This is a genomic window from Nocardioides campestrisoli, assembly GCF_013624435.2.
GTDB classification, from domain to species: Bacteria; Actinomycetota; Actinomycetes; order Propionibacteriales; family Nocardioidaceae; genus Nocardioides; species Nocardioides campestrisoli.
Genome location: NZ_CP061768.1, coordinates 1,532,658 through 1,551,897, shown reverse-complemented (window position 1 = coordinate 1,551,897; position 19,240 = coordinate 1,532,658). Strand labels below are relative to the sequence as shown.

At 73.6% G+C, this 19,240-nt stretch carries 19 protein-coding genes; 3 read left to right on the top strand and 16 right to left on the bottom strand.

From position 1 onward, the window contains the following. Window positions 1–35: 35 nt before the first annotated feature. From H8838_RS07440 to H8838_RS07375, 14 genes are all read right to left on the bottom strand, one after another. Window positions 36–497, bottom strand: a complete 462-nt coding sequence (locus H8838_RS07440; RefSeq protein ID WP_185994983.1) for an acyl-CoA thioesterase — start codon at window positions 495–497, stop codon at window positions 36–38. Continuing rightward, window positions 494–4,057 (bottom strand): chromosome segregation protein SMC, encoded by a 3,564-nt coding sequence (smc, locus tag H8838_RS07435; RefSeq protein ID WP_185994984.1) that lies wholly within the window; start codon window positions 4,055–4,057, stop codon window positions 494–496. Before smc ends, H8838_RS07440 begins: the two co-directional genes overlap by 4 nt. Window positions 4,058–4,087: 30 nt before the next feature. Next, window positions 4,088–5,410, bottom strand: a complete 1,323-nt coding sequence (locus H8838_RS07430) for an MFS transporter (protein WP_181310506.1) — start codon at window positions 5,408–5,410, stop codon at window positions 4,088–4,090. Beyond that, entirely contained in the window at window positions 5,407–5,610 is a 204-nt protein-coding gene (locus H8838_RS07425) for a hypothetical protein (protein WP_181310505.1), read from the bottom strand. The genes H8838_RS07430 and H8838_RS07425 overlap by 4 nt, the downstream gene beginning before the upstream one ends. Before the next feature lie 109 nt (window positions 5,611–5,719). After that, entirely contained in the window at window positions 5,720–6,610 is an 891-nt protein-coding gene (gene mutM, locus H8838_RS07420) for a bifunctional DNA-formamidopyrimidine glycosylase/DNA-(apurinic or apyrimidinic site) lyase (RefSeq protein WP_185994985.1), read from the bottom strand. Between the two features lie 2 nt (window positions 6,611–6,612). Further along, the gene (gene rnc / locus H8838_RS07415) at window positions 6,613–7,323 is read right to left on the bottom strand and encodes a ribonuclease III (RefSeq protein WP_224766445.1); all 711 of its coding nucleotides are present in this window, start codon (window positions 7,321–7,323) and stop codon (window positions 6,613–6,615) included. A gap of 28 nt (window positions 7,324–7,351) precedes the next feature. Beyond that, entirely contained in the window at window positions 7,352–7,537 is a 186-nt protein-coding gene (rpmF, locus tag H8838_RS07410; protein ID WP_181310502.1) for a 50S ribosomal protein L32, read from the bottom strand. 63 nt (window positions 7,538–7,600) lie between these two features. Next, a complete protein-coding gene (locus tag H8838_RS07405; RefSeq protein ID WP_185995167.1) occupies window positions 7,601–8,155 on the bottom strand; it encodes a YceD family protein in 555 nt (184 codons plus the stop codon). 73 nt (window positions 8,156–8,228) lie between these two features. Beyond that, window positions 8,229–8,720: a pantetheine-phosphate adenylyltransferase gene (gene coaD, locus H8838_RS07400; protein ID WP_185994987.1), complete on the bottom strand. Its 492-nt coding sequence runs from the start codon at window positions 8,718–8,720 to the stop codon at window positions 8,229–8,231. Then, on the bottom strand, window positions 8,720–9,322 hold the full coding sequence (gene rsmD / locus H8838_RS07395) for a 16S rRNA (guanine(966)-N(2))-methyltransferase RsmD (protein WP_185994988.1): 603 nt from the start codon (window positions 9,320–9,322) through the stop codon (window positions 8,720–8,722). Before rsmD ends, coaD begins: the two co-directional genes overlap by 1 nt. Then, window positions 9,319–11,613, bottom strand: coding sequence for an ATP-dependent DNA helicase RecG (locus H8838_RS07390; protein WP_185994989.1), 2,295 nt, complete (start codon window positions 11,611–11,613; stop codon window positions 9,319–9,321). Before H8838_RS07390 ends, rsmD begins: the two co-directional genes overlap by 4 nt. A 12-nt stretch (window positions 11,614–11,625) precedes the next feature. Continuing rightward, complete coding sequence (locus H8838_RS07385; RefSeq protein WP_185994990.1) at window positions 11,626–13,287, bottom strand: DAK2 domain-containing protein; 1,662 nt, start codon at window positions 13,285–13,287, stop codon at window positions 11,626–11,628. 133 nt (window positions 13,288–13,420) lie between these two features. Further along, complete coding sequence (gene rpmB, locus H8838_RS07380; RefSeq protein WP_056602600.1) at window positions 13,421–13,606, bottom strand: 50S ribosomal protein L28; 186 nt, start codon at window positions 13,604–13,606, stop codon at window positions 13,421–13,423. Window positions 13,607–13,724: 118 nt separating this feature from the next. Further along, window positions 13,725–14,675: a thiamine-phosphate kinase gene (locus H8838_RS07375; RefSeq protein WP_185994991.1), complete on the bottom strand. Its 951-nt coding sequence runs from the start codon at window positions 14,673–14,675 to the stop codon at window positions 13,725–13,727. Window positions 14,676–14,798: 123 nt separating this feature from the next. Between H8838_RS07375 and H8838_RS07370 the strand changes: the two genes are divergently transcribed. Both H8838_RS07370 and H8838_RS07365 read left to right on the top strand, forming a co-directional pair. Continuing rightward, window positions 14,799–15,035 (top strand): Lrp/AsnC ligand binding domain-containing protein, encoded by a 237-nt coding sequence (locus tag H8838_RS07370; protein ID WP_181310496.1) that lies wholly within the window; start codon window positions 14,799–14,801, stop codon window positions 15,033–15,035. 11 nt (window positions 15,036–15,046) lie between these two features. After that, window positions 15,047–15,595: a DUF3515 domain-containing protein gene (locus H8838_RS07365; RefSeq protein WP_185994992.1), complete on the top strand. Its 549-nt coding sequence runs from the start codon at window positions 15,047–15,049 to the stop codon at window positions 15,593–15,595. 45 nt (window positions 15,596–15,640) lie between these two features. On the opposite strand, the gene H8838_RS07360 is transcribed toward H8838_RS07365, so the two are convergent. Next, window positions 15,641–16,765, bottom strand: coding sequence for a D-alanine--D-alanine ligase family protein (locus tag H8838_RS07360; protein WP_185994993.1), 1,125 nt, complete (start codon window positions 16,763–16,765; stop codon window positions 15,641–15,643). A gap of 33 nt (window positions 16,766–16,798) precedes the next feature. Here H8838_RS07360 and H8838_RS07355 point away from each other — a divergent pair, with 33 nt between their 5' ends. Then, window positions 16,799–17,911 carry a trans-sulfuration enzyme family protein gene (locus H8838_RS07355; RefSeq protein WP_181310493.1) on the top strand — a complete coding sequence of 371 codons (1,113 nt, stop codon included), beginning with the start codon at window positions 16,799–16,801 and terminating at the stop codon, window positions 17,909–17,911. Window positions 17,912–17,948: 37 nt separating this feature from the next. On the opposite strand, the gene H8838_RS07350 is transcribed toward H8838_RS07355, so the two are convergent. After that, the gene (locus H8838_RS07350; RefSeq protein ID WP_181310492.1) at window positions 17,949–19,175 is read right to left on the bottom strand and encodes a Kelch repeat-containing protein; all 1,227 of its coding nucleotides are present in this window, start codon (window positions 19,173–19,175) and stop codon (window positions 17,949–17,951) included. Between the last annotated feature and the right edge of the window lie 65 nt (window positions 19,176–19,240).

The window sequence follows — 19,240 nt, the reverse complement described above, 5'->3', positions numbered from 1 at the left end:
GCGTGTCGTCCGCGGCGTGGCCGTGCGCCCGTCGCTCAGCCGTCGGCGGGAGCGACCCGCAGCAGCGGCAGGACGGCCGCCCGGACCTGCTCCGGCATCGGGACCACCGGACGGTTCCCCGCACCGTGCTGGTTGTCGACGTACACGTGCACGAACCGGCCCTCGGCGGCCGCCTCCTCCCCCGGCCCCTGGAAGAGACCGATCCGGTAGACGATCGAGGAGGTGCCCACCTTGTCCACCACCAGGCCGGTCTCGATCGGCTCGGGGAAGCCGATCTCGCGGAAGTACCGGCAACCGGTCTCCGCGACCACCCCGATCGCGGTCAGCTGCCGCACGTTGCGCCCGGTGGCCTCGAACAGGTGCGCGTTGACCGCGGTGTCGAAGAGCTCGTAGTAGGTCGCGTTGTTGAGGTGGCCGTAGGCGTCGTCGTCGCGCCAGCGCGTGGTGACGGTGCGCCAGGCGACGTAGTCCGAACGGACGGGACGTGGAGTGCTCATGCGGGTTCTGCCTCTCGCAGCCGTTGGCTGATCACGGTGGAGACGCCGTCGCCGCGCATGGTCACGCCGTACAGCGCGTCGCCGACCTCCATGGTCCGTTTCTGGTGGGTGATGACCAGGAGCTGGGAGTTCTCCCGGAGCTCCTCGTAGATCTGCAGCAGCCGGCCCAGGTTGGTGTCGTCGAGAGCCGCCTCGACCTCGTCGAGGATGTAGAACGGCGAGGGTCGCGCCTTGAAGAGCGCGACCAGGAACGCGACCGCCACCAGCGAGCGCTCGCCCCCGGAGAGCAGGGAGAGCCGCTTCACCTTCTTGCCGGGCGGGCGGGCCTCCACCTCGATGCCGGTGGTGAGCATGTTGCCGGGGTCGGTGAGCACCAGACGCCCCTCGCCGCCGGGGAACAGCCGGGCGAAGGTGGCGTCGAACGCCTTCTCCACGTCGGCGTACGCCTCGGTGAAGACCTGCTCGACCCGCTGGTCGACCTCGCGGACGATGTCGAGCAGGTCCTTGCGGGTCCGCTTCAGGTCCTCCAGCTGCTCGGTGAGGAAGCGGTGCCGCTCCTCCATCGCGGAGAACTCCTCCAGCGCCAGCGGGTTCACCCGGCCCAGCTGGCTCAGGGCCCGCTCGGCGGAGCGCAGCCGCTTCTTCTGCTCGTCCCGCGAGAACGGGGCGGGCTCCGGCGGCTCCTCCCCCTCGGGAACCTCCCCGAAGAACGGCACGGGCTGGTGCGGTCCGTACTCCTCCACCAACGCCTCGGGCGCCAGTCCCAGCTCGTCGAGCGCCCGCTCCTCCAGCTGCTCGATCCGCATCCTGTGCTGGGCCCGGGCGAGCTCGTCGCGGTGCACCGAGCTGACCAGCTCGTCGTGCTCGCGGCCCAGGTCGCGGATCGTGGCGCGGACAGCCAGCAGCTCCTGCTCGCGCCCGTGCCGGGAGCGCTCGATCTCGCCGCGTTCGTGGGCGGCCCGGTTGACCGAGCTCTCCAGTGCGTGCAGGACCACCGCGACCGCGGCACCCACGGCTTCGGCCGCGCGCCCCTCACGCTGGATCCGCTCCCGGCGTGCCCTGGCCTTGGCCCGGGCCTCGCGCTCGGCTGCCGCCGTACGCCGCAGCGCGTCGGCACGGCCATGGATGGCCCGCGCCCGCTCCTCGGCGGTCCGCAGCGCCAGGCGGGCGTCCATCTCGCCCTGCCGCGCGGTCCGCGCCGCCTCGGTCAGGCGCTCGTGCTCGCCGGTGTCCGGTTCCTCGTCCGGGGCGGCCTGGGCGGTGGCCAGGCGCGTCTCCAGGTCCGCCAGCCCGGCCAGGTCCTGCTCCCGGGCCTGGGTCGCGGTGGCGATCGCCCGCTCCAGCCGCTCGGCCTCGCCGCGCGCGGCCCGCACCTGGGAGCCGTACTGGCCCAGCTCCTCGGAGACCGCGGCCAGGGTCGCGTCCGACTCGTGCAGCCGCGCCAGCGCGACGTCCACCCGCTTGAGCGCCTCCAGGCGCTCGGCCTCCAGGCCGGAGATCGCGAAGCCCGCCCGCTCCGCCTCGGCGGTGACCACCGTCAGCCTGGCCTCAGCCTCGTCGAGCGCTGCCTGCACCTCCAGCAGGCTCGGCTGGCTGGTCGAGCCACCGGCTGCGACGTGGGCGCCCAGGACGTCGCCGGCTCGGGTCACGGCCGTCACCGTGGGCTCCGCGGCCACCAGGGCGGTGGCCGCCTCGAGGTCGTCGACCACCGCGACACGCTCCAGCAGCTGCGCCACGGCCGGGGCGAGCCCGTCGGGGCACTCCACGACGTCGACGACGTACGTCGCGGTGCCCGGCAGCGCCGGCCAGTCCGAGGAGCTCCCGGACCCCTGGCCCGGGCTGCCGCCGACCAGCAGGCCGGCCCGGCCCAGGTCCTCGATCTTGAGGTGCTCGATCGCCCGGACCGCCGCCTCGGTCCCCTCGACCGCCACGGCGTCGGCCACCGAGCCCAGGGCGCCGGCGACCGCCGCCTCGTAGCCCGACCGGACGCCGAGCAGCGCCGCGACCGAACCGAGCAGCCCGGGGACCACGTCGGCGGCGGCGAGCAGCGCGCCCGCCCCGTCCTTGCGGTTGAGCCCGAGCTGGAGGGCGTCGCGGCGGGCCAGCAGCCCCGTCCGCTCGCGGTCGGCGACCTGCAGCGCCTCGCGGGCGCCGGCCAGCCGCTCGTCCACGTCGTCGAGGGCCTGGACCGCCTCCTCGTGCTCGGCGTCGAGGCCCTCCTCGCCCGCGTCGAGGCCGGCCACCTTGGTCTCCAGCGCGGTGAAGTCGCGCTGCGCCCGGTCCGCCCGCGCCAACGCCTCGCGGCGTGCGGCGTCCAGCCGGCTCAGCTCGTCGTCGGCGGCAGCCGCCCGCGACTTCAGCGCGTTCACCTGCCCCTGCAGCCGGGCCAGGCCCTCGCGCCGGTCCGCGGCGGCGCGGACCAGCCCGGCGATCCGCCGCTCCTCCTGGGTCGCGGCGTCCTCGGCCTCGCGCCGGGCGGTGACCGCCTGGTCGAGCGCGGCGCGCAGCTGCTCCACCTCGGCGGCGATCCCCTGCTCCTGCTCCCGGACCCGTTCGGCCTGCGCCTCGAGCTCCTCGGGGTCCCGGCCGGCGGGCGCCGACTCCTCAGAGGACCCCTGCGCGTTGCGCAGCCGCTCGGCGGCCAGCGACTGGGTGCCGCGCAGGCGCTCGCGCAGGCCGGAGAGGGCGAACCACGCCTCCTGGGCCGTCGCCAGGGCGGGCAGGTCCTCGCGCAGTGCCGCCTCGAGCCGGGCCTCGGCCTCGCGCGCCTGCACCAGTGCGGCCTCCACCGCCTCACGTCGCTGGAGCAGCACCGACTCGTCGGCCTTCTCCTGCTCCCACGCCTGCCGTGCGCCGACCAGCTCGTCGGCCAGCAGCCGGGCGCGCGCGTCGCGCACCTCGGCCTGCACCGTGGCGGCCCTGCGCGCCACCTCGGCCTGCCGGCCGAGCGGCTTGAGCTGACGGCGGATCTCGGTGAGCAGGTCGTTGAGCCGGGTCAGGTTGCCGTCGGTGGAGTCGAGCTTGCGCAGCGCCTTCTCCTTGCGCTTGCGGTGCTTGAGGACCCCGGCGGCCTCCTCGATGAAGCCGCGGCGGTCCTCCGGGGTGGCGTGCAGGATCGAGTCGAGCTGGCCCTGCCCGACGATCACGTGCATCTCGCGGCCGATCCCGGAGTCCGAGAGCAGGTCCTGGACGTCGAGCAGCCGGCAGGAGCTGCCGTTGATCGCGTACTCCGAGCCGCCGTTGCGGAACATCGTCCGGCTGATGGTGACCTCGGCGTAGTCGATGGGCAGCGCGCCGTCGGAGTTGTCGATGGTCAGCGCGACCTCCGCCCGCCCCAGCGGTGGGCGGCCCGAGGTGCCGGCGAAGATGACGTCCTCCATCTTGCCGCCGCGCAGGGACTTGGCGCCCTGCTCCCCCATCACCCAGGCGAGCGCGTCGACGACGTTGGACTTGCCGGAGCCGTTGGGGCCAACGATGCAGGTGATGCCCGGCTCGAGCTGGAGCGTCGTGGCCGAGGCGAAGGACTTGAATCCCTTCAGGGTCAGGCTCTTCAGGTACACCCAGGACTCCTCGCTGTGCTCGGCCGCGGGTCACACTACCTGCGAGGGTGCTCCCGGCCCCTGATGCTCACCCGTCCGCGGCGGTGCCGGCGGCGGGTCCTCGTCCCCGTGGTCGTCGGCCTCCTCCAGGTGCGCGATCAGGCTGAGCTGACGCCAGACCAGCGCCAACGTGAGCGCGGAGCCGCCGAACGCGAACCAGAACGGCGCGGCGAGGCCCCAGTGCTCCGCGATCACGCCGCCCAGCAGCTGACCGACGACGAGTCCTCCGAACACCCCCACCAGGTAGACCGAGCCGACCCGGCCCTGGAGGTGCTGGGGCACCGCGCGCTGGCGCACCGAGACCGAGACGTTGTGCCAGACGAAGGCGTAGACGCCGAAGCCGAACATGATCAGCAGCGCGAGCCAGGCCTGCGTGGTCAGCGCGAGGCCGAGGTGCATCAGCACCTCGAGCAGCAGGCAGCCCTTCATCAGCACGGCGATCGGCACGCGCTGCTCCAGCCGGCTGTACGACGCGGCGCCGAGCAGGCCGCCCACGGCGGCCGCGGAGGTGAGCAGGCCGAAGCCCACCTCGCCCATCCCGACCCTGTGCAGGGACCACAGCACCAGCACCGACCAGGCGGCGCCCCAGGTCACGTTGAACGTGGTGATCACCAGCGCGAGCGTGCGCAGCGGCGGGTGGTGCCACAGCCACCGCACCCCCTCCGCGATGTCGCGCCGCACGTGCGTGGGTTCCTCGGCCACCCGTACCCGGCCGGAGGCGCCGACGATCCGCGAGACCACGATCACCGCCAGCAGCGTGGTCGTCGCCTGCACCATGAACGGCCAGGCCATCCCGGCGGCGAACAGGAAGGCCCCCAGCGGAGGGCCGGCGAGCTGGTTGCCCACCAGGTAGCCGGCCTGGAGCCGCGAGTTGGCCCGGCCCAGGTCGCGTCGCTGGACCAGCATCGGCGTCAGGGTGCCGGTGGTGGAGTCCGAGAAGACCTCGGCGACCCCCAGGGCGAGCATGGTGGCCAGGACCAACCAGATGTCGACGTACGACGTGGCGATGGACAGGCACAGCGAGCAGAGCACCGCGACCCGCAGCAGGTTGGCCACGACCACCAGGCGCCGACGGTCCAGCCGGTCGGCCAAGGCACCGGCGTAGAACCCGAGCACCAGCCACGGAAGTCGCTGGAGCGCAGCGGCCAGGGCGACCAGCCGCGCGTCGTCGGTCTGCGAGGCGACCAGCAGCGGACCCGCGGCCAGGGCGATGCCGTCCCCGATGTTGGTGGTCCACACCGCGGTCTGGAGGCGCCGGAAGTCAGCACCCCAGCCGGGTGCCTGCCGCGGCCCCTGGCGGGACCGGGTGATCAAGCGGGCAGCATCTCCTGCATCGCGGAGTCGTCCAGCAGCGCGGCCGCCTGCAGGTCGGTCAGCCGGTCGTTCTCCTCCTGCAGCCGCCGCACCAGCGCCTCCAGGTCGGCGACCCGGGCCCGCAGACGGGCGTTCTCGGAGCTGAGCCGGGACGCGCCGCGGTGGTCGATGGCGAGATGTCCGACGAGCGCCTTGGCCATCGTCAACCTTTCAGGGTCGGGGTACGCAGGAATCTGGCCGCAATGGCCATCTACCAGAGTCGCATCGGGCGGCCGCGGCGGTCAACTCCTGCACAGCCTCCAGCGAGCCTCAGGAAACCAGCCGGCGACGGCGCGGGGGCGGCTGGCACCGGGGGCAGAAGTAGGAGGACCGGTTCATGAAGGAGACCCGCCGGATCGCGGTCCCGCACCGCTCGCAGGGCTCGTTCTCCCGGCCGTAGGCATGCAGGCTGCGGTCGAAGTAGCCCGACTCCCCGTTGACGTTGACGTAGAGGGAGTCGAAGGAGGTGCCGCCCTGCACCAGCGCCGCCTCCATCACCTCGCGGGCGTGGCCGAGCACCTCGAGCGCCTGGGACCGGGTCAGGCGGTCGCCGGGACGATCGCCGTGCAGTCGGGCCCGCCACAGCGCCTCGTCGGCGTAGATGTTGCCGATGCCCGAGACCAGGTTCTGGTCCAGCAGCTGGCGCTTGATCGCCACCGCCCGCTGGCGGATGCGCCGGGCCACGGCGTCGACGTCGAACTCCGGGTCGAGCGGGTCGCGGCCGATGTGGGCGATCTCCGGGGGCAGGACGGCCCCGCCGGCGGAGCGGGCCAACCCGCCGAACATCCGCTGGTCGACGAAGCGCATCTCCCACGCCCCGGACCCGAGGGCGTCCACGCCGGACCGGGCGTCGGTGAGCAGGAAGCGCACCCGGAGGTGGCGCTCGTCGGGTGCACCCGGCCGCTGCACCAGCATCTGGCCGCTCATGCCCAGGTGGCCCAGGATCGCGTTCTCGTCGTCCAGCGCCAGCCAGAAGTACTTGCCGCGCCGGCGTACCGCCGTGATCGTGCGGCCGGTGAGACCGTGGGCGAAGCCCGTCGCGCCTCCCGGGTCCCGGCGGACCGGACGCGGGTGCAGAACGTCGACGGCAATCACCGTCCGACCGACCACGTGACGCTCGAGACCGCGGCGTACGACCTCGACCTCGGGGAGCTCGGGCACCCTCAGGACCCGCTCGGGACCCCGCCGGCCGAGTCGTCGGTCTCGAGACGGGCGGCGAGGATCTCGCCGTAGGCGGTCTGCGCGGCCGCCTGCTCGGCCTCCTTCTTCGACCGACCGGTGCCGTGGCCGTAGAGGGAGTCCCCCACCCGGACCTGGGCGGTGAAGGTCTTCATGTGGTCCGGACCCTCGTCCTGGATCACGTAGTCGGGCACGCCCAGCTGGTGCTCGGCGGCCAGCTCCTGCAGGGAGGTCTTCCAGTCCAGCCCGGCGCCCATCGCCGACGCCGCCTCCATCAGCGGGTCGAAGAGCCGGTGGATCACCTCCGCCGCCGCCTCCAGCCCACCCGAGAGGTGGATGGCCCCGATCAGCGCCTCGACGGTGTCGGAGAGGATCGAGGCCTTCTCCCGCCCGCCGGTGGACTCCTCGCCGCGGCCGAGCTTGATGTGCTCACCGAGACCGATCCCCCGGGCCACGTCGGCCAGGGCGCGCGCGTTGACCACCGCGGCCCTCAGCTTGGCCAGCCGTCCCTCGGAGAGGTCGGGGTGGACGCGGTAGAGGGTCTCGGTGATCACCACGCCCAGCACCGAGTCCCCGAGGAACTCGAGCCGCTCGTTGGTGGGCAGGCCACCGTGCTCGTAGGCGTAGGAGCGGTGGGTCAGCGCACGCTCCAGCAGCTCGGCGTCCAGGGAAGGATCGCCGAGCGCTGCGCGCAACTGCTCCGTGCTCAGAGCCGTACCTGGGTCAGAGGACCTGGCGGCGGTCGGCGCGAGCGCCGTACTGGCCGCACTCGCCGCACGCACGGTGCGGGAGGTGCTTGGCACCGCACGCCGGGTTGGCGCAGGTCACCAGCGCCGGCGCGACAGCCTTCCACTGCGAGCGACGGTGGCGCGTGTTGCTGCGCGACATCTTCCGCTTCGGGACAGCCACTGTGATCTCCTCATGCCTGGGCCTGACGGCCTCTTGCTCTTGTCCGGTCGGGGTCCCGACCGGTCAGTCCTCATCCTGCTTCAGGGCCGCGAGGCCCGCCCAACGCGGGTCGACCGGCTCGTCGTGCCCATGGTCCGGATCGTCCGCGAGGCGTGCGCCACACTCGACGCACAGTCCCGGACAGTCGTCCTGGCACAACGGCTGGAACGGTAGTGCGAGCACCACCGCGTCCCGCAGCAGGGGCTCGAGGTCGAGCAGGTCGTCCTCGAGCTTGCTGACCTCGTCGTCCAGATCCTCGTCGGACTGGTCGTGCCGGACGTCGTCGTACACGAACAGCTCCTGGAAGTCGATCGAGACCTCGTCCCGGATCGGCTCCAGGCACCGCACGCATTCGCCTTCCAGCACGGCGTGCGCCGTACCGGTGACCAACACGCCCTCCATGACCGCCTCGAGGCGCAGGTCGAGCTCGACCGGCGACCCCTCGGGGACACGAAGGACTTCGATGCCAAGCTCTGCCGGAGCCTCCACGGACCGGACCACTTCTTGCTGGGACCCCGGGCGGCGGCCGAGCTCGCGTGTATCGAGCACGAGCGGCGCTCTCGGGTCCAAGCTGTTCAGTGGTCCACTTTCCTTGTAGGCACGGCAGAACTTGTAGATCCTAACCGCCGACCTGCACGACCGGCAAAACGCCTCAGGCCCCGCGGCTCCGCTCAGCGAGCCGGGTGGTGAGCCGCTCGAGCACGAAGCCCGGGACCAGGGCCGAGACGTCGCCGCCGAGACCCGCCACCTCCTTGATCAGGCTGGAGGCCAGGAACGAGTGCTCGGGGGCGGTCGGCACGAAGACGGTCTCGACCGGGGCCAGGCTCGAGTTCATCTGGGCCATCTGCACCTCGTAGTCGAAGTCGCTGGCGACCCGCAGCCCCTTGACGATCGCGACGACGCCCTGGGCGGTGCAGAAGTCGGTGAGCAGACCGGTGAAGCCGGCCACCCGCACGTTGCCGAAGCCGGCGCACGCCTCGGTCAGCATCTCCATCCGCTCCTCGGCGGTGAAGAGACGGTTCTTCGAGGCGTTCACCCCGACCGCGACGACCACCTCATCGAAGAGCACCGAGGCCCGGCCGACGATGTCGAGGTGGCCGAGGTGGACGGGGTCGAAGGACCCCGGGCAGACGGCGCGGCGCACTAGTTCTCCTCCTGCTGGTCCTCGCCGGCCCCGGGGCCGGGTCCGACCGCGTGACCGTACCAAAGCACCGTCTCGCCGTAGCGCCGCTCGCGCGTGCCCTCCAGCCCCTCGGGCCAGCGGACCGGGACACCGCGCGAGGAGCGCTCCACGACCACCAGTGCGTCCGGGCGCAACCAGCCGCCGGCCACCAGCCGGGCCAGGTCCTCCTCGACCCGCTCGGCGGGCAGCGGGTACGGCGGGTCGCTGAAGACCACGTCGTACGGCGCCGTCGGCGTGCCGAGCAGGTGGGTGCCCACCGCGGCGGCCACGACCTGGACGTCTCCCGCCCCGAGGGTGCGGGCGTTGCCGGAGACCAGCGCTGCGGTACGCCGGTCCTGCTCGACCAGCGTCACCGCGGCCGCGCCCCGGGACCAGGCCTCCAGCCCGACCGCGCCGGAGCCGGTGTACAGGTCCAGGAAGCGCAGTCCCGCCAGCGACCCGCACCAGGACTCGACGGCGGAGAAGAGCGCCTCCCGGACGCGGTCGCTGGTGGGCCGGGTGGCGTCGCCCTTGGGCGTGGCCAGGCGTCGCCCCTTCGCCCGCCCGGCGATGATCCTGGTCATGCCTTCTCCATGAAGTCCGAGCTGCTGGACTCCTCGACCGCGGCCACGGCTGCGGCCACCCCCGGCAGGCCGGTGAGACCGGGGTCCTCGGCCAGCAGCTCCTCGGCGGCCTCGCGGGCCGCCACGATCGTCTTCTCGTCCCGCAGCACCCGGAGATTCTCCAGGCTCGAGCGGTAGCCGCTCTGGTTGGCCCCCAGCACGTCGCCCTCCCGGCGCTGCTCGAGGTCGACCCGGCTCAGCTCGAAGCCGTCGGTGGTGCTCGCGACCGCGTCCAGCCGCGCCCGCGCCTCCGAGCCGGCCTCGCTCGAGGAGACCAGCAGGCACAGGCCCGGCAGCCCCCCGCGGCCGACGCGGCCCCGCAGCTGGTGGAGCTGGGAGACCCCGAACCGCTCCGCGTCCAGAAGCACCATCGTGGTCGCGTTGGCCACGTCGACCCCGACCTCGATCACGGTGGTGGAGACGAGCACGTCGAGCGTGCCGGCGGCGAAGGCGCGCATCGTCGCCTCCTTCTCCTCCGCCGGCATCCGGCCGTGCAGGACCCCGACCCGGACGTGGGACAGCGGACCGGCGCGCAGCTGCTCGGCCACGTCCTCGACCGCCGCGAGCTGCTTGCGGGGCGTGGTGTCCCGTCCGTCCTCGTCGACCTCGCGCTGGTCGCTCTCGCCCTGCTCGAGCACGTCGCCGCTGATCCGGGGGCAGACCACGTAGGCCTGGTGGCCCTTGGCCACCTCCTCGGCGACCCGCTGCCAGACCCGGTCCATCCAGTGCGGCTGGTCGGCCAGCGGCACCACGTTGGTCTGGATCGGGGCGCGGCCGGCCGGCAGCTCGCGGAGCACCGAGGTCTCCAGGTCGCCGAAGACGGTCATCGCCACGGTGCGCGGGATCGGGGTGGCCGTCATCACCAGGACGTGCGGCGGGCTCTGGGCCTTGTCGGTGAGCGCCGCACGCTGCTCGACGCCGAAGCGGTGCTGCTCGTCGACGACGACCAGGCCGAGGTCGGCGAAGGTGACCCGGTCCTCCAGCAGCGCGTGGGTCCCGATGACGATGCCTGCCTCGCCGCTGGCGATCCGCAGCATCGCCTCGGCGCGCTGCGCCTTGCCCATCGACCCGGTGAGCAGGGTCACGGTCGTGGCGTCCTCCGCACCGCCGAGCATCCCGCCGCCGGCGAGGTCGCCGAGCATCGCGGTGATGCTCCGGTGGTGCTGCTGGGCGAGCACCTCGGTCGGGGCGAGCAGGGCGGCCTGTCCCCCGGAGTCCACCACCCGGAGCATCGCGCGCAGCGCGACCAGGGTCTTGCCGGAGCCGACCTCACCCTGCAGCAGCCGGTTCATCGGGTGCGGGCGGGCCAGCTCGCGCTCCAGGACCTCCCCCACCTCGCGCTGCCCCGCGGTCAGCTCGAAGGGCAGCCGGGCGTCGAAGGCAGCCAGCAGCCGGCCCCGGCCGCCGTCGCGCGACTGGGCGCCCTGGGCCCGCAGCGCCGCCCGTCGACGGGCGAGCACCAGCTGCAGGACCAGCGCCTCCTGGAACCGGAACCGCTTGCGGGCCGCGCCGAGCTGGGCGTGGTCGTCGGGACCGTGGATCCACCTCAGCGCGGTCATCACGTCGAGCAGCCCGTAGCGCTCGCGCAACCGCTCGGGGAAGAGCTCCTCGACCCCGGTGACCAGCTCGAGGGCCACCTGGACGATCCGCTGCAGGTCGAAGGAGTAGAGGCCGGAGGTCACCGGGTAGATCGGCACCAGGCCCTTCAGGCTGGCCGCCAGCGCTGCGTCGATCCCGCTGTCCTGCCCGTCCTCGTCGTCCAGGCCGTCGAGTCCAGGCGGCGCCCCCTCCCGGGCGGCGTCCCCCTGGGTGAACATCACCGAGTGCGGCGAGGCCAGCTGCCAGCTGCGGTTGAACAGCTGGACCTTGCCGGTGAACATCCCCCGGCTCCCCGGGGCCATCCGGCGCTGCTCGCTCTCGGCCATCCCCTTGTGCGGGACGAAGAAGGTCAGCACGAACTCCGGCCCGGCCGTCTCCACCCGCACCTCGAGCCGGTGGCTGAGCCGGTTGGTCCGGCGGTTGGTGAACGACTTGACCTGGCTGGAGCGCACCCGCCCCACGATGCTGAGCATCTCGCCCTCGCGGGGCCGCTCGACCTCGGTCAGCTCGGCGGTGGCGACGTAGCGCCGGGGGAAGTACCAGAGCAGGTCGCCGACCGTGCGCAAGCCGAGGCCGTCGACGACCAGCTGACGCTTCTTGACCGAGCGGCCGAAGATGCTGGCCAGCGGCGAGTCGGGGGTGATCGCGACCATCAGACCATCAGCTCACTCCACGCACATCAGCAGCGGGTAGCGCTCCTGACCGCCCTCGTAGACGACCACGTCCACGTGCGGGTGCCCGGCCTCGACCGACTGCGCGCAGCGCGCGGCCAGCTCGTCGGCACCCGGGTCAGCACCCGCGACGATGGTCACCAGCTCGCCGCCGGCTCCGAGCAGGCGGTCCAGGATCCCGGTCGCCACCTCGTAGAGGTCCTGGCCCACCACGGCGAAGTCGCCCTCGACCACGCCGAGCACGTCACCCGGCTCGCACGGGCCAGCCATGGTGATCGCCTGCCGGGCAGCGATCGTGACCGCGCCGTGCCGGGCGTGCCGCGCGGTGGCGGTCATCTCCAGGACGTCCTGCTCGAAGGTGCGGCCGGGCTCGTGCACGGCGAGCGCGGCCAGTCCCTGCACCTGCGCGTGGGTCGGGATGACCGCGACCCGGACCTGTCCGGACTCCTCCGCGGTCCGGGCGGCGATCTCCGCCACTCGCACCGAGTCGGGGTCGTTGGGCAGCACCACGACCTCGCCGGCCCCGGTCTCCTCGATCGCCTGCAGCACCTGGCCGGTCGAGGGCCGGCGCCCGGGTCCGGCCGGCACCACGACCGCTCCGGCCTCGCGGAACAGCGCCGTCAGCCCCTCTCCCGCGGCCACCGCGACGATGCGGCGCGGGGTGTCGCTGAACGGCGCGTCGAGCCGGCCGGCCGCCTGGGCGATCTGCTCGGCGAAGTGGGTGACGCGCAGTCGGTAGGGACGCCCGGCGGCCATGCCCGCCTCGATCGCGGCGCCGACGTCGTCGGTGTGCACGTGCACGTTCCACAGACCTTCGCCGCCCACCACGACGAGGGAGTCCCCGAGACCCGACAGCGTGGCGCGCAGCTTCGAGACCGAGACGTCCTCGGCCTCGAGCAGGTACATCACCTCGTACGCCGGCCCCTCGGCGGTCAGGTCTCCGCCCGGGACCCGGACCGGGATCCGGGGTGCGCCCGTCCGCGGCTCCGCCACCGGGAGCCGGCCGGTGAGCACCCGCTCGGCCGCGTCGAGCACCACGCACACCCCCCGGCCGCCGGCGTCCACGACGCCGGCCCGGGCCAGCACGTCGAGCTGCTCGGGGGTGCGCGTCAGCGCCTCCCGGGCGGCCGCGGCCGCGGCCGAGAAGACGTGGCTGGCGCGCAGGGTGCCCTCGCTGACGCCGGCATCGGACGCCACCAGCGCCTGCGCAGCGTCGCTGGCCGCCCGGGCGACGGTCAGCATGGTGCCCTCGACGGGCTCCCCCACCGCGGCGTAGCTGGCATCCGTGGCCACCTGCAGGGCCTGCGCCATCACCCGGGCATAGGGCTCACCCGGGTCCGCGTGCTCGATCTGCGCGGCGACCGCGCCGAGCATCTGGCTCAGGATCACCCCGGAGTTGCCCCGGGCCCCCATCAGGGCACCGCGCCGGAAGGCGGCGAGGCACTCGCCGAGGTCGCCGCCGGACTCCGCCCGCTCCCGCAGGGCGTCCCGGGCCGCGGAGAACGTGAGGAACATGTTGGTCCCGGTGTCCCCGTCCGGCACGGGATAGACGTTGAGGGCGTCGATCTCCTCCCGGGCCGCGCTGAGCGCGTCGGTGCCGATGTCGACGAACCGCAGGATGGTGTCCAGGGCGATCCCGTGGGGCACCTGCTCCATGCGTCCGTTCCTCCCTCGTGGCCGGCCGCGCAGCGTCGGCGTCCGGGGTGAGCCCCACAGGTTAGTGGGCTGGGGGCACGAAAGCAGAAGGCCCCGCGAGCGTCTCGCTCACGGGGCCTTGACGCTGGTCAGGTCAGCGGGAGACCTTGCCCGCCTTCAGGCAACCCGTGCACACGTTGAGACGCTTGGGGGTGCCGTTCACCGTGGCGCGGACGCGCTGGATGTTGGGGTTGAAGCGGCGCTTCGTGATCTTGCGCGACCACGGACGGTTGTTGCCGAAGCCCGGCTTCTTGGCGCAGATGTCGCAGACGGCAGCCACCGTGCACTCCGATCAGTTCGAATTTGGTTTCGTCAGTCGCCCGCACAAGACCGGTGATCCGATCGGCAGGCAACCGGATCAGACTATCCGACCACTGGGCGAGGGGCGAAATCGAGCCTCAGAAGTGCACCCAGCCGGCGTCGCCGACGTGGGCCGCACCGTCGACGGTGACGCCCTCACCCTCGAGCACCTCACCTACCAGCAACCAGCCGCCGGGCACGGCGTCCGCGCTCGGGAAGGTCGCCAGCAGCGGGTGGTCGTCGCCACCGGCCAGGATGAACTCCATCGGGTCGGCGCCGAGCGCAGAGCCCACCGCACGCAGCGGCTCGGCGATCTCGAAGGCGCTGCGGCGCAGGTCCAGCCGGACGCCCGAGGCCTCGGCCAGGTGTCCCGCGTCCGCGACCAGGCCGTCCGAGACGTCGATCATCGCGGTGGCCCCGGACTCCGCGGCCTCGGCTCCGGCGGCGTACGGCGGCTCGGGACGTCGGTAGGCCTCCACGAGCACCCGCGGGGAGCGGAAGCCGCGGGCCAGCACGGCCAGCCCGGCGGCGGCCCAGCCCTGACGTCCCTTCAGCGCGAGAACCTCCCCGGGGCGGGCGCCCGAGCGCAGCACCGGCGCGGAGGTGCAGGAGCCGATGACGGTGACCGCGATGACCACCTCGTCGGCCCGGGTGAGGTCGCCGCCCACGACGCTCGCCCCGACGGCGGCGCACTCGTCGGCGAAGCCCCGGGCGAAGTCGAGCGCCCACGCCGCCGGCAGGTCGGCGGGGGCGGCCAGGCCGACGGTCAGGGAGTGGGCACGCCCGCCCATGGCGTTGATGTCGGAGAGGTTCTGGGCGGCTGCCCGCCGACCCACGTCCTCGGCACCGGACCAGTCGCGCCGGAAGTGCCGGCCCTCGACCATCAGGTCGGTGGAGACCACCACGTGTCCGTGCCGGATGCGCAGGACGGCGGCGTCGTCGCCGGGCCCCACGAGCACCTGCTCGCCCTGCTCGAAGAGGGCGACGAGCTCGTGCACGAGCCCGAACTCGCCCACGTCTGCCAGGGTCGCGTCGGGAGGAAGAGCCATGCCCACATCCCACCAGACCGGACCGACGCGGGCCCGCAGGCCCAGCCTTCCGGCGCGGCTGCGAGACACTGTAGGTTGACGCAGGGCAGCCGCCCGCCATGACCGCCGACCCGAGGAGCCCTGATGGTCGTCCAGGCCTACATCCTGATCCAGACCGACATCGGCAAGGCCGCCGAGGTGGCCGCCGCGATCGCCCAGGTCAACGGGGTCACCCTCGCCGAGGACGTCACGGGTCCGTTCGACGTCATCGTCCGCGCCGAGGCGCGCAACGTCGACGAGCTCGGCAAGCTGGTCGTCTCGAAGGTGCAGAGCCTCGAGGGGATCCACCGCACGCTCACCTGCCCGGTGGTCCACATCTGAGCAGGTCGCACGTGAGTTCTCGCACCACCCGACGCCCCGGGTCCCTCGCCGGACCACGGGGCGTCGTCGCGTTCCGAGGGGTCGTCGCGCGGGTTGCGGCGGTCGGCACCACCGCGCTGCTGCTCGCCGTCGCCGGCTGCGGCAACGCCGTGGAGGTGGAGACCGGCGACCTGAGCGCCGAGGACCGGGAGCGCTGCGCCGCCCTCGTGGCGGACCTGCCGGACGAGCTCTTCGGCCAGGAGCGCCGCGACGTGGAGCCGGAGGACGCCCCGGCGGCGGCCTGGGGCGACCCTGCCGCGGTGCTGGTCTGCGGCGTCGACCAGCCGGCGGAGTACGACCAGTTCTCCTCCTGCACCGAGATCGGCGGCACGGGCTGGTTCATGCCCGACACCCAGCTGCGCGAGCGGGGCGGCGCGGTGGAGATCACCGCGATGAGCCACTCCCCGCGCGTCCAGCTCGTGGTCCCGCCGGAGCTGCGGGGCGAAGGTGCCGACTCGGCGCTGGCGCAGCTCGGTCCCCTGGTCGACGAGCACCTCGTCGAGACGCTCTCCTGCCACTGAGCCTCCCTGCCGGAGACTTACCACCCGGCCTCCCCAGCCGGAGAGTCAGCGCAGGCCGGTGTCGCGGCGCAACGCGAGCTGGACCAGGCGGTCGACGAGCTGGGCGTAGTCCAGCCCTGCCGCCTGCCACATCCGGGGGTACATCGACATCGGCGTGAAGCCGGGCATGGTGTTGAGCTCGTTGACCACCAGGCGGCCGTCGGGCATGACGAAGAAGTCGACTCGCGCGAGTCCCTCACCGCCCACGGCGTCGAAGGCCCGCACGGAGAGCTCCTGCATCTGCCGCGTGACCTCGTCGGGCAGGATCGCCGGCACGTCGAGCTCGGTGTGCTCCTGGGGCAGGTACTTGGCCGCGAAGTCGTAGAACTCGTGGTCCCCGCCGACCCTGACCTCGGCCGGTGGTGAGGTCTGCACGGTGCCGTCCAACGCCTCCAGCACGCCGCACTCGACCTCCCGGGCGCCCTCGGCCGAGACCTCGATCAGCACCTTCGGGTCGTGCTGCTGGGCCTCGGCGACCGCGGCGTCCAGCTCGTCGGGGCCGTGCACCTTGCTGATCCCGATGCTCGAGCCGCCCCGGGCCGGCTTGCAGAAGACCGGGAACCCGAGCGCCGCCACCTCGGCGCGGCAGGAGTCCGGGTCCTGCTCCCACTGGCGACGGGTGATCACCACCCCAGGCATCACCGGCAGGCCGGCGGCCTCGAGGACCACCTTCATGTAGGCCTTGTCCATGCCGACGGCCGAGGCGAGCACGCCGGCGCCCACGTAGCGGACGCCGGCCATCTCCAGCATCCCCTGCAGCGTGCCGTCCTCGCCCCACGGTCCGTGCAGGACCGGGAAGACGACGTCCACCTCGCCCAGCACCCGCGGTGGCGCCGACGGCTCGGTCACGACCAGGGCGGCGTGCTCCTCCTCCCGCAGCAGCTGGATCGCCGGGCGCTCGGCGTCCACCGAGGGCAGCGTCTGCGCGGAGGTGAGCCGCAGCCGCTCGGTGTCGGAGGACTCGAGGACCCAGCGCCCGTCCCGGGCGATCCCGATCGGCACCACCTCGTAGGCGTCGGGGTCGAGCGCGTCCAGGACAGCACCCGCGGTGACGCAGGAGACGGCGTGCTCGGAGGAGCGCCCGCCGAAGACGACGGCGACGCGGGGCTTGCGGGGCGTGGGCGAGTTCATCGCCCTGCACCCTATCGGCCTAGAGTCGCGGGCATGTCCAGCGATGCCTCCCCCGACCCGCGCCCGACCCCCAGCAGGAGCTCCGAGCCGCTGCGCGCCAGCACGCTCGCCGTCACGGCGGGCCGCCCCGCCAAGGTCCCGGACGCGCCGCTGAACGAGCCGATCACCATGGCGTCGACCTACGTCGCAGGTGGCGACGTGGAGTACGGGCGCTACGGCAACCCGACGTGGAGCGCGCTGGAGGAGGCCCTGGGCGCGCTGGAGGGCGGGCGCTGCCTGACCTTCGCCTCCGGCCTGGCCGCGGTGGCCACCGTGCTCGACCTCGTCGGCCAGGGGGCGAAGGTGGTGGCTCCGCGGCACTCCTACACCGGCACGATGGGCCAGCTGGCCGACCTCGAGGCCCGCGGCCGGCTGCGCACCCAGCTGGTGGACGTCACCGACACCGCGGCGGTCGTCGAGGCCTGCGCGGACGCCGCGCTGGTCTGGCTGGAGTCCCCCACCAACCCCGCACTCGAGCTCGCCGACATCGCCACGATCACCGCGGCCGCCCACGAGGCCGGCGCGTACGTGGTGGTCGACAACACCTTCGCCACCCCGCTGCTGCAGAAGCCGCTGGAGGACGAGGTCGACCTGGTGGTGCACTCGGCCACCAAGTTCCTGGCCGGGCACAGCGACGTGCTGATGGGCGCGGTCTGCACCCGCGACGACGACCTGTACGCCGTGCTGAAGGGCCGCCGGGACCTGATCGGTGCGGTCCCCGGCCCGTTCGAGGCCTGGCTGACGCTGCGCGGCCTGCGCACCCTGCACCTGCGGGTGGAGCGGTCCCAGGCCAACGCCCAGGAGCTGGTGACCCGGCTCCGGGAGCACCCGGCCCTCTCCGAGGTCCGCTACCCCGGCTTCGGCGGCATCATCAGCATCGTCCTGGCCGAGGGCGCCATGGCCGCCGACCTCCTGGTCCGCAAGACCGGACTGTGGGTGCACGCCACCTCACTCGGCGGCGTGGAGTCCACCTTCGAGCGTCGGCGGCGCTGGAAGGTGGAGCCGGCCACGATCCCGGACGGGCTGGTGCGGCTCTCGGTGGGCGTGGAGGACGTCGAGGACCTGTGGGCGGACCTGCGCCGGGCCCTGGACGACCTGGTGCTCTGAGCGGGCGCGCCCGGCAGTCGGTCCGGGAGTCCGTCCGTCACTCGGGGCGGTAGGCCCAGGCGCCGCTCGACCAGACGTTCCGCGCCGTCCAGTCGTCCGGGTCGTCCAGGCCGTCCCAGTCTGCCCCGCCCGAGACGACCAGCACGTCGTGGACCCACACGCCCCGGCCGGGCTCGGGCGGGGCGCCGACCGGCCGGACCAGCCGCGTCCAGTCGCTGCTCCGGCCGCCGTCGCCGTCGTCGTAGACCCAGCCCTGGACGGCGTGGTGCCGCCCGCCGAGGGCCTCCACGCCCCAGCCGCCCGTGTACGCCGCAGGCGTGCCCGCCAACGGTGACCAGTCGCCGGTGACGGGGTCCAGGGCGCCGCCGTAGGGGATGGTGCGGCCGAAGTTGTTCACCTTTCCTCCGTCGGCACCTCCGGGGGTCGGGTCGACCAGGCGCCGACCGGTCCAGGCCCAGGACCAGCCGCCGAGCTGGTCCCCGCCGGATGGCAGCGGCTGCCAGGTCCGCGCACCGTCCGGCAGGACTGCGCCCCGGACGAGTGCAGGATCCTCGGGGCCACCGTCGGCGCCGAGCGGCTTCGCGACCAGGACCAGCCCGCTGGGCGTGGAGACGAGGACGCGGTCGAAGGAGGGCTGCAGCGGGTCGGCCGGCAGCTGCGACCACGTGCCGGCGGCGGGGTCGTACGCCTGGTCGGGACGGACGCCGTTCTCGTCGCCGCCCGAGGCGAGCAAGAGGCGCGGTCGCGTGGCGTGGCGGTCGGCGACCAGGGTCGCGCCGCGCGGCCGGCGCGGCGGCTCGAGCTCGGTCCAGGAGTCCTGCGTCGAGTCCCAGGCGAGCAGGTGGTCGGAGGTCAGGACGTAGAGGGTCGCGTCGAGGACAGCGGTCGAGGAGTAGGCCGCGACCGGACGGGGCGCGTCCGCGACGGGCTGCCAGGTGCCGCTGTCGAGATGGTAGGCGGCGCCGTCGGAGGCGTACGCGCCCTGGGCGAAGGCGCAGTCGTGGGTGGGCGGGCACGGGCGCCCCGTGTAGCCGCCGACGAACACCGCCAGGTCACCGGTCCGGGTGGGGACGTGCGCGGCCGCGGGCGCCTCCCGTGGTGACAGCGGGCTGTCGGGGAGCCTCGTCCACCGTCCGGCAGCGGGTGCAGGACCCGATGGCTCCGCCTCCCCGAGCCGGAGCTCTCGGGCCGCGTCGGCACTCGGGTCTGCGGGGGCGGTCCGGCACCCCGCCAGCACCAGCACGCTCAGCCCGGCTCCGAGCACCGCCCGGAGGAGGACGCGGAGGCGGGGACGCGGGGCGAATGGGAGACGGGCGACGCGGGAGAACC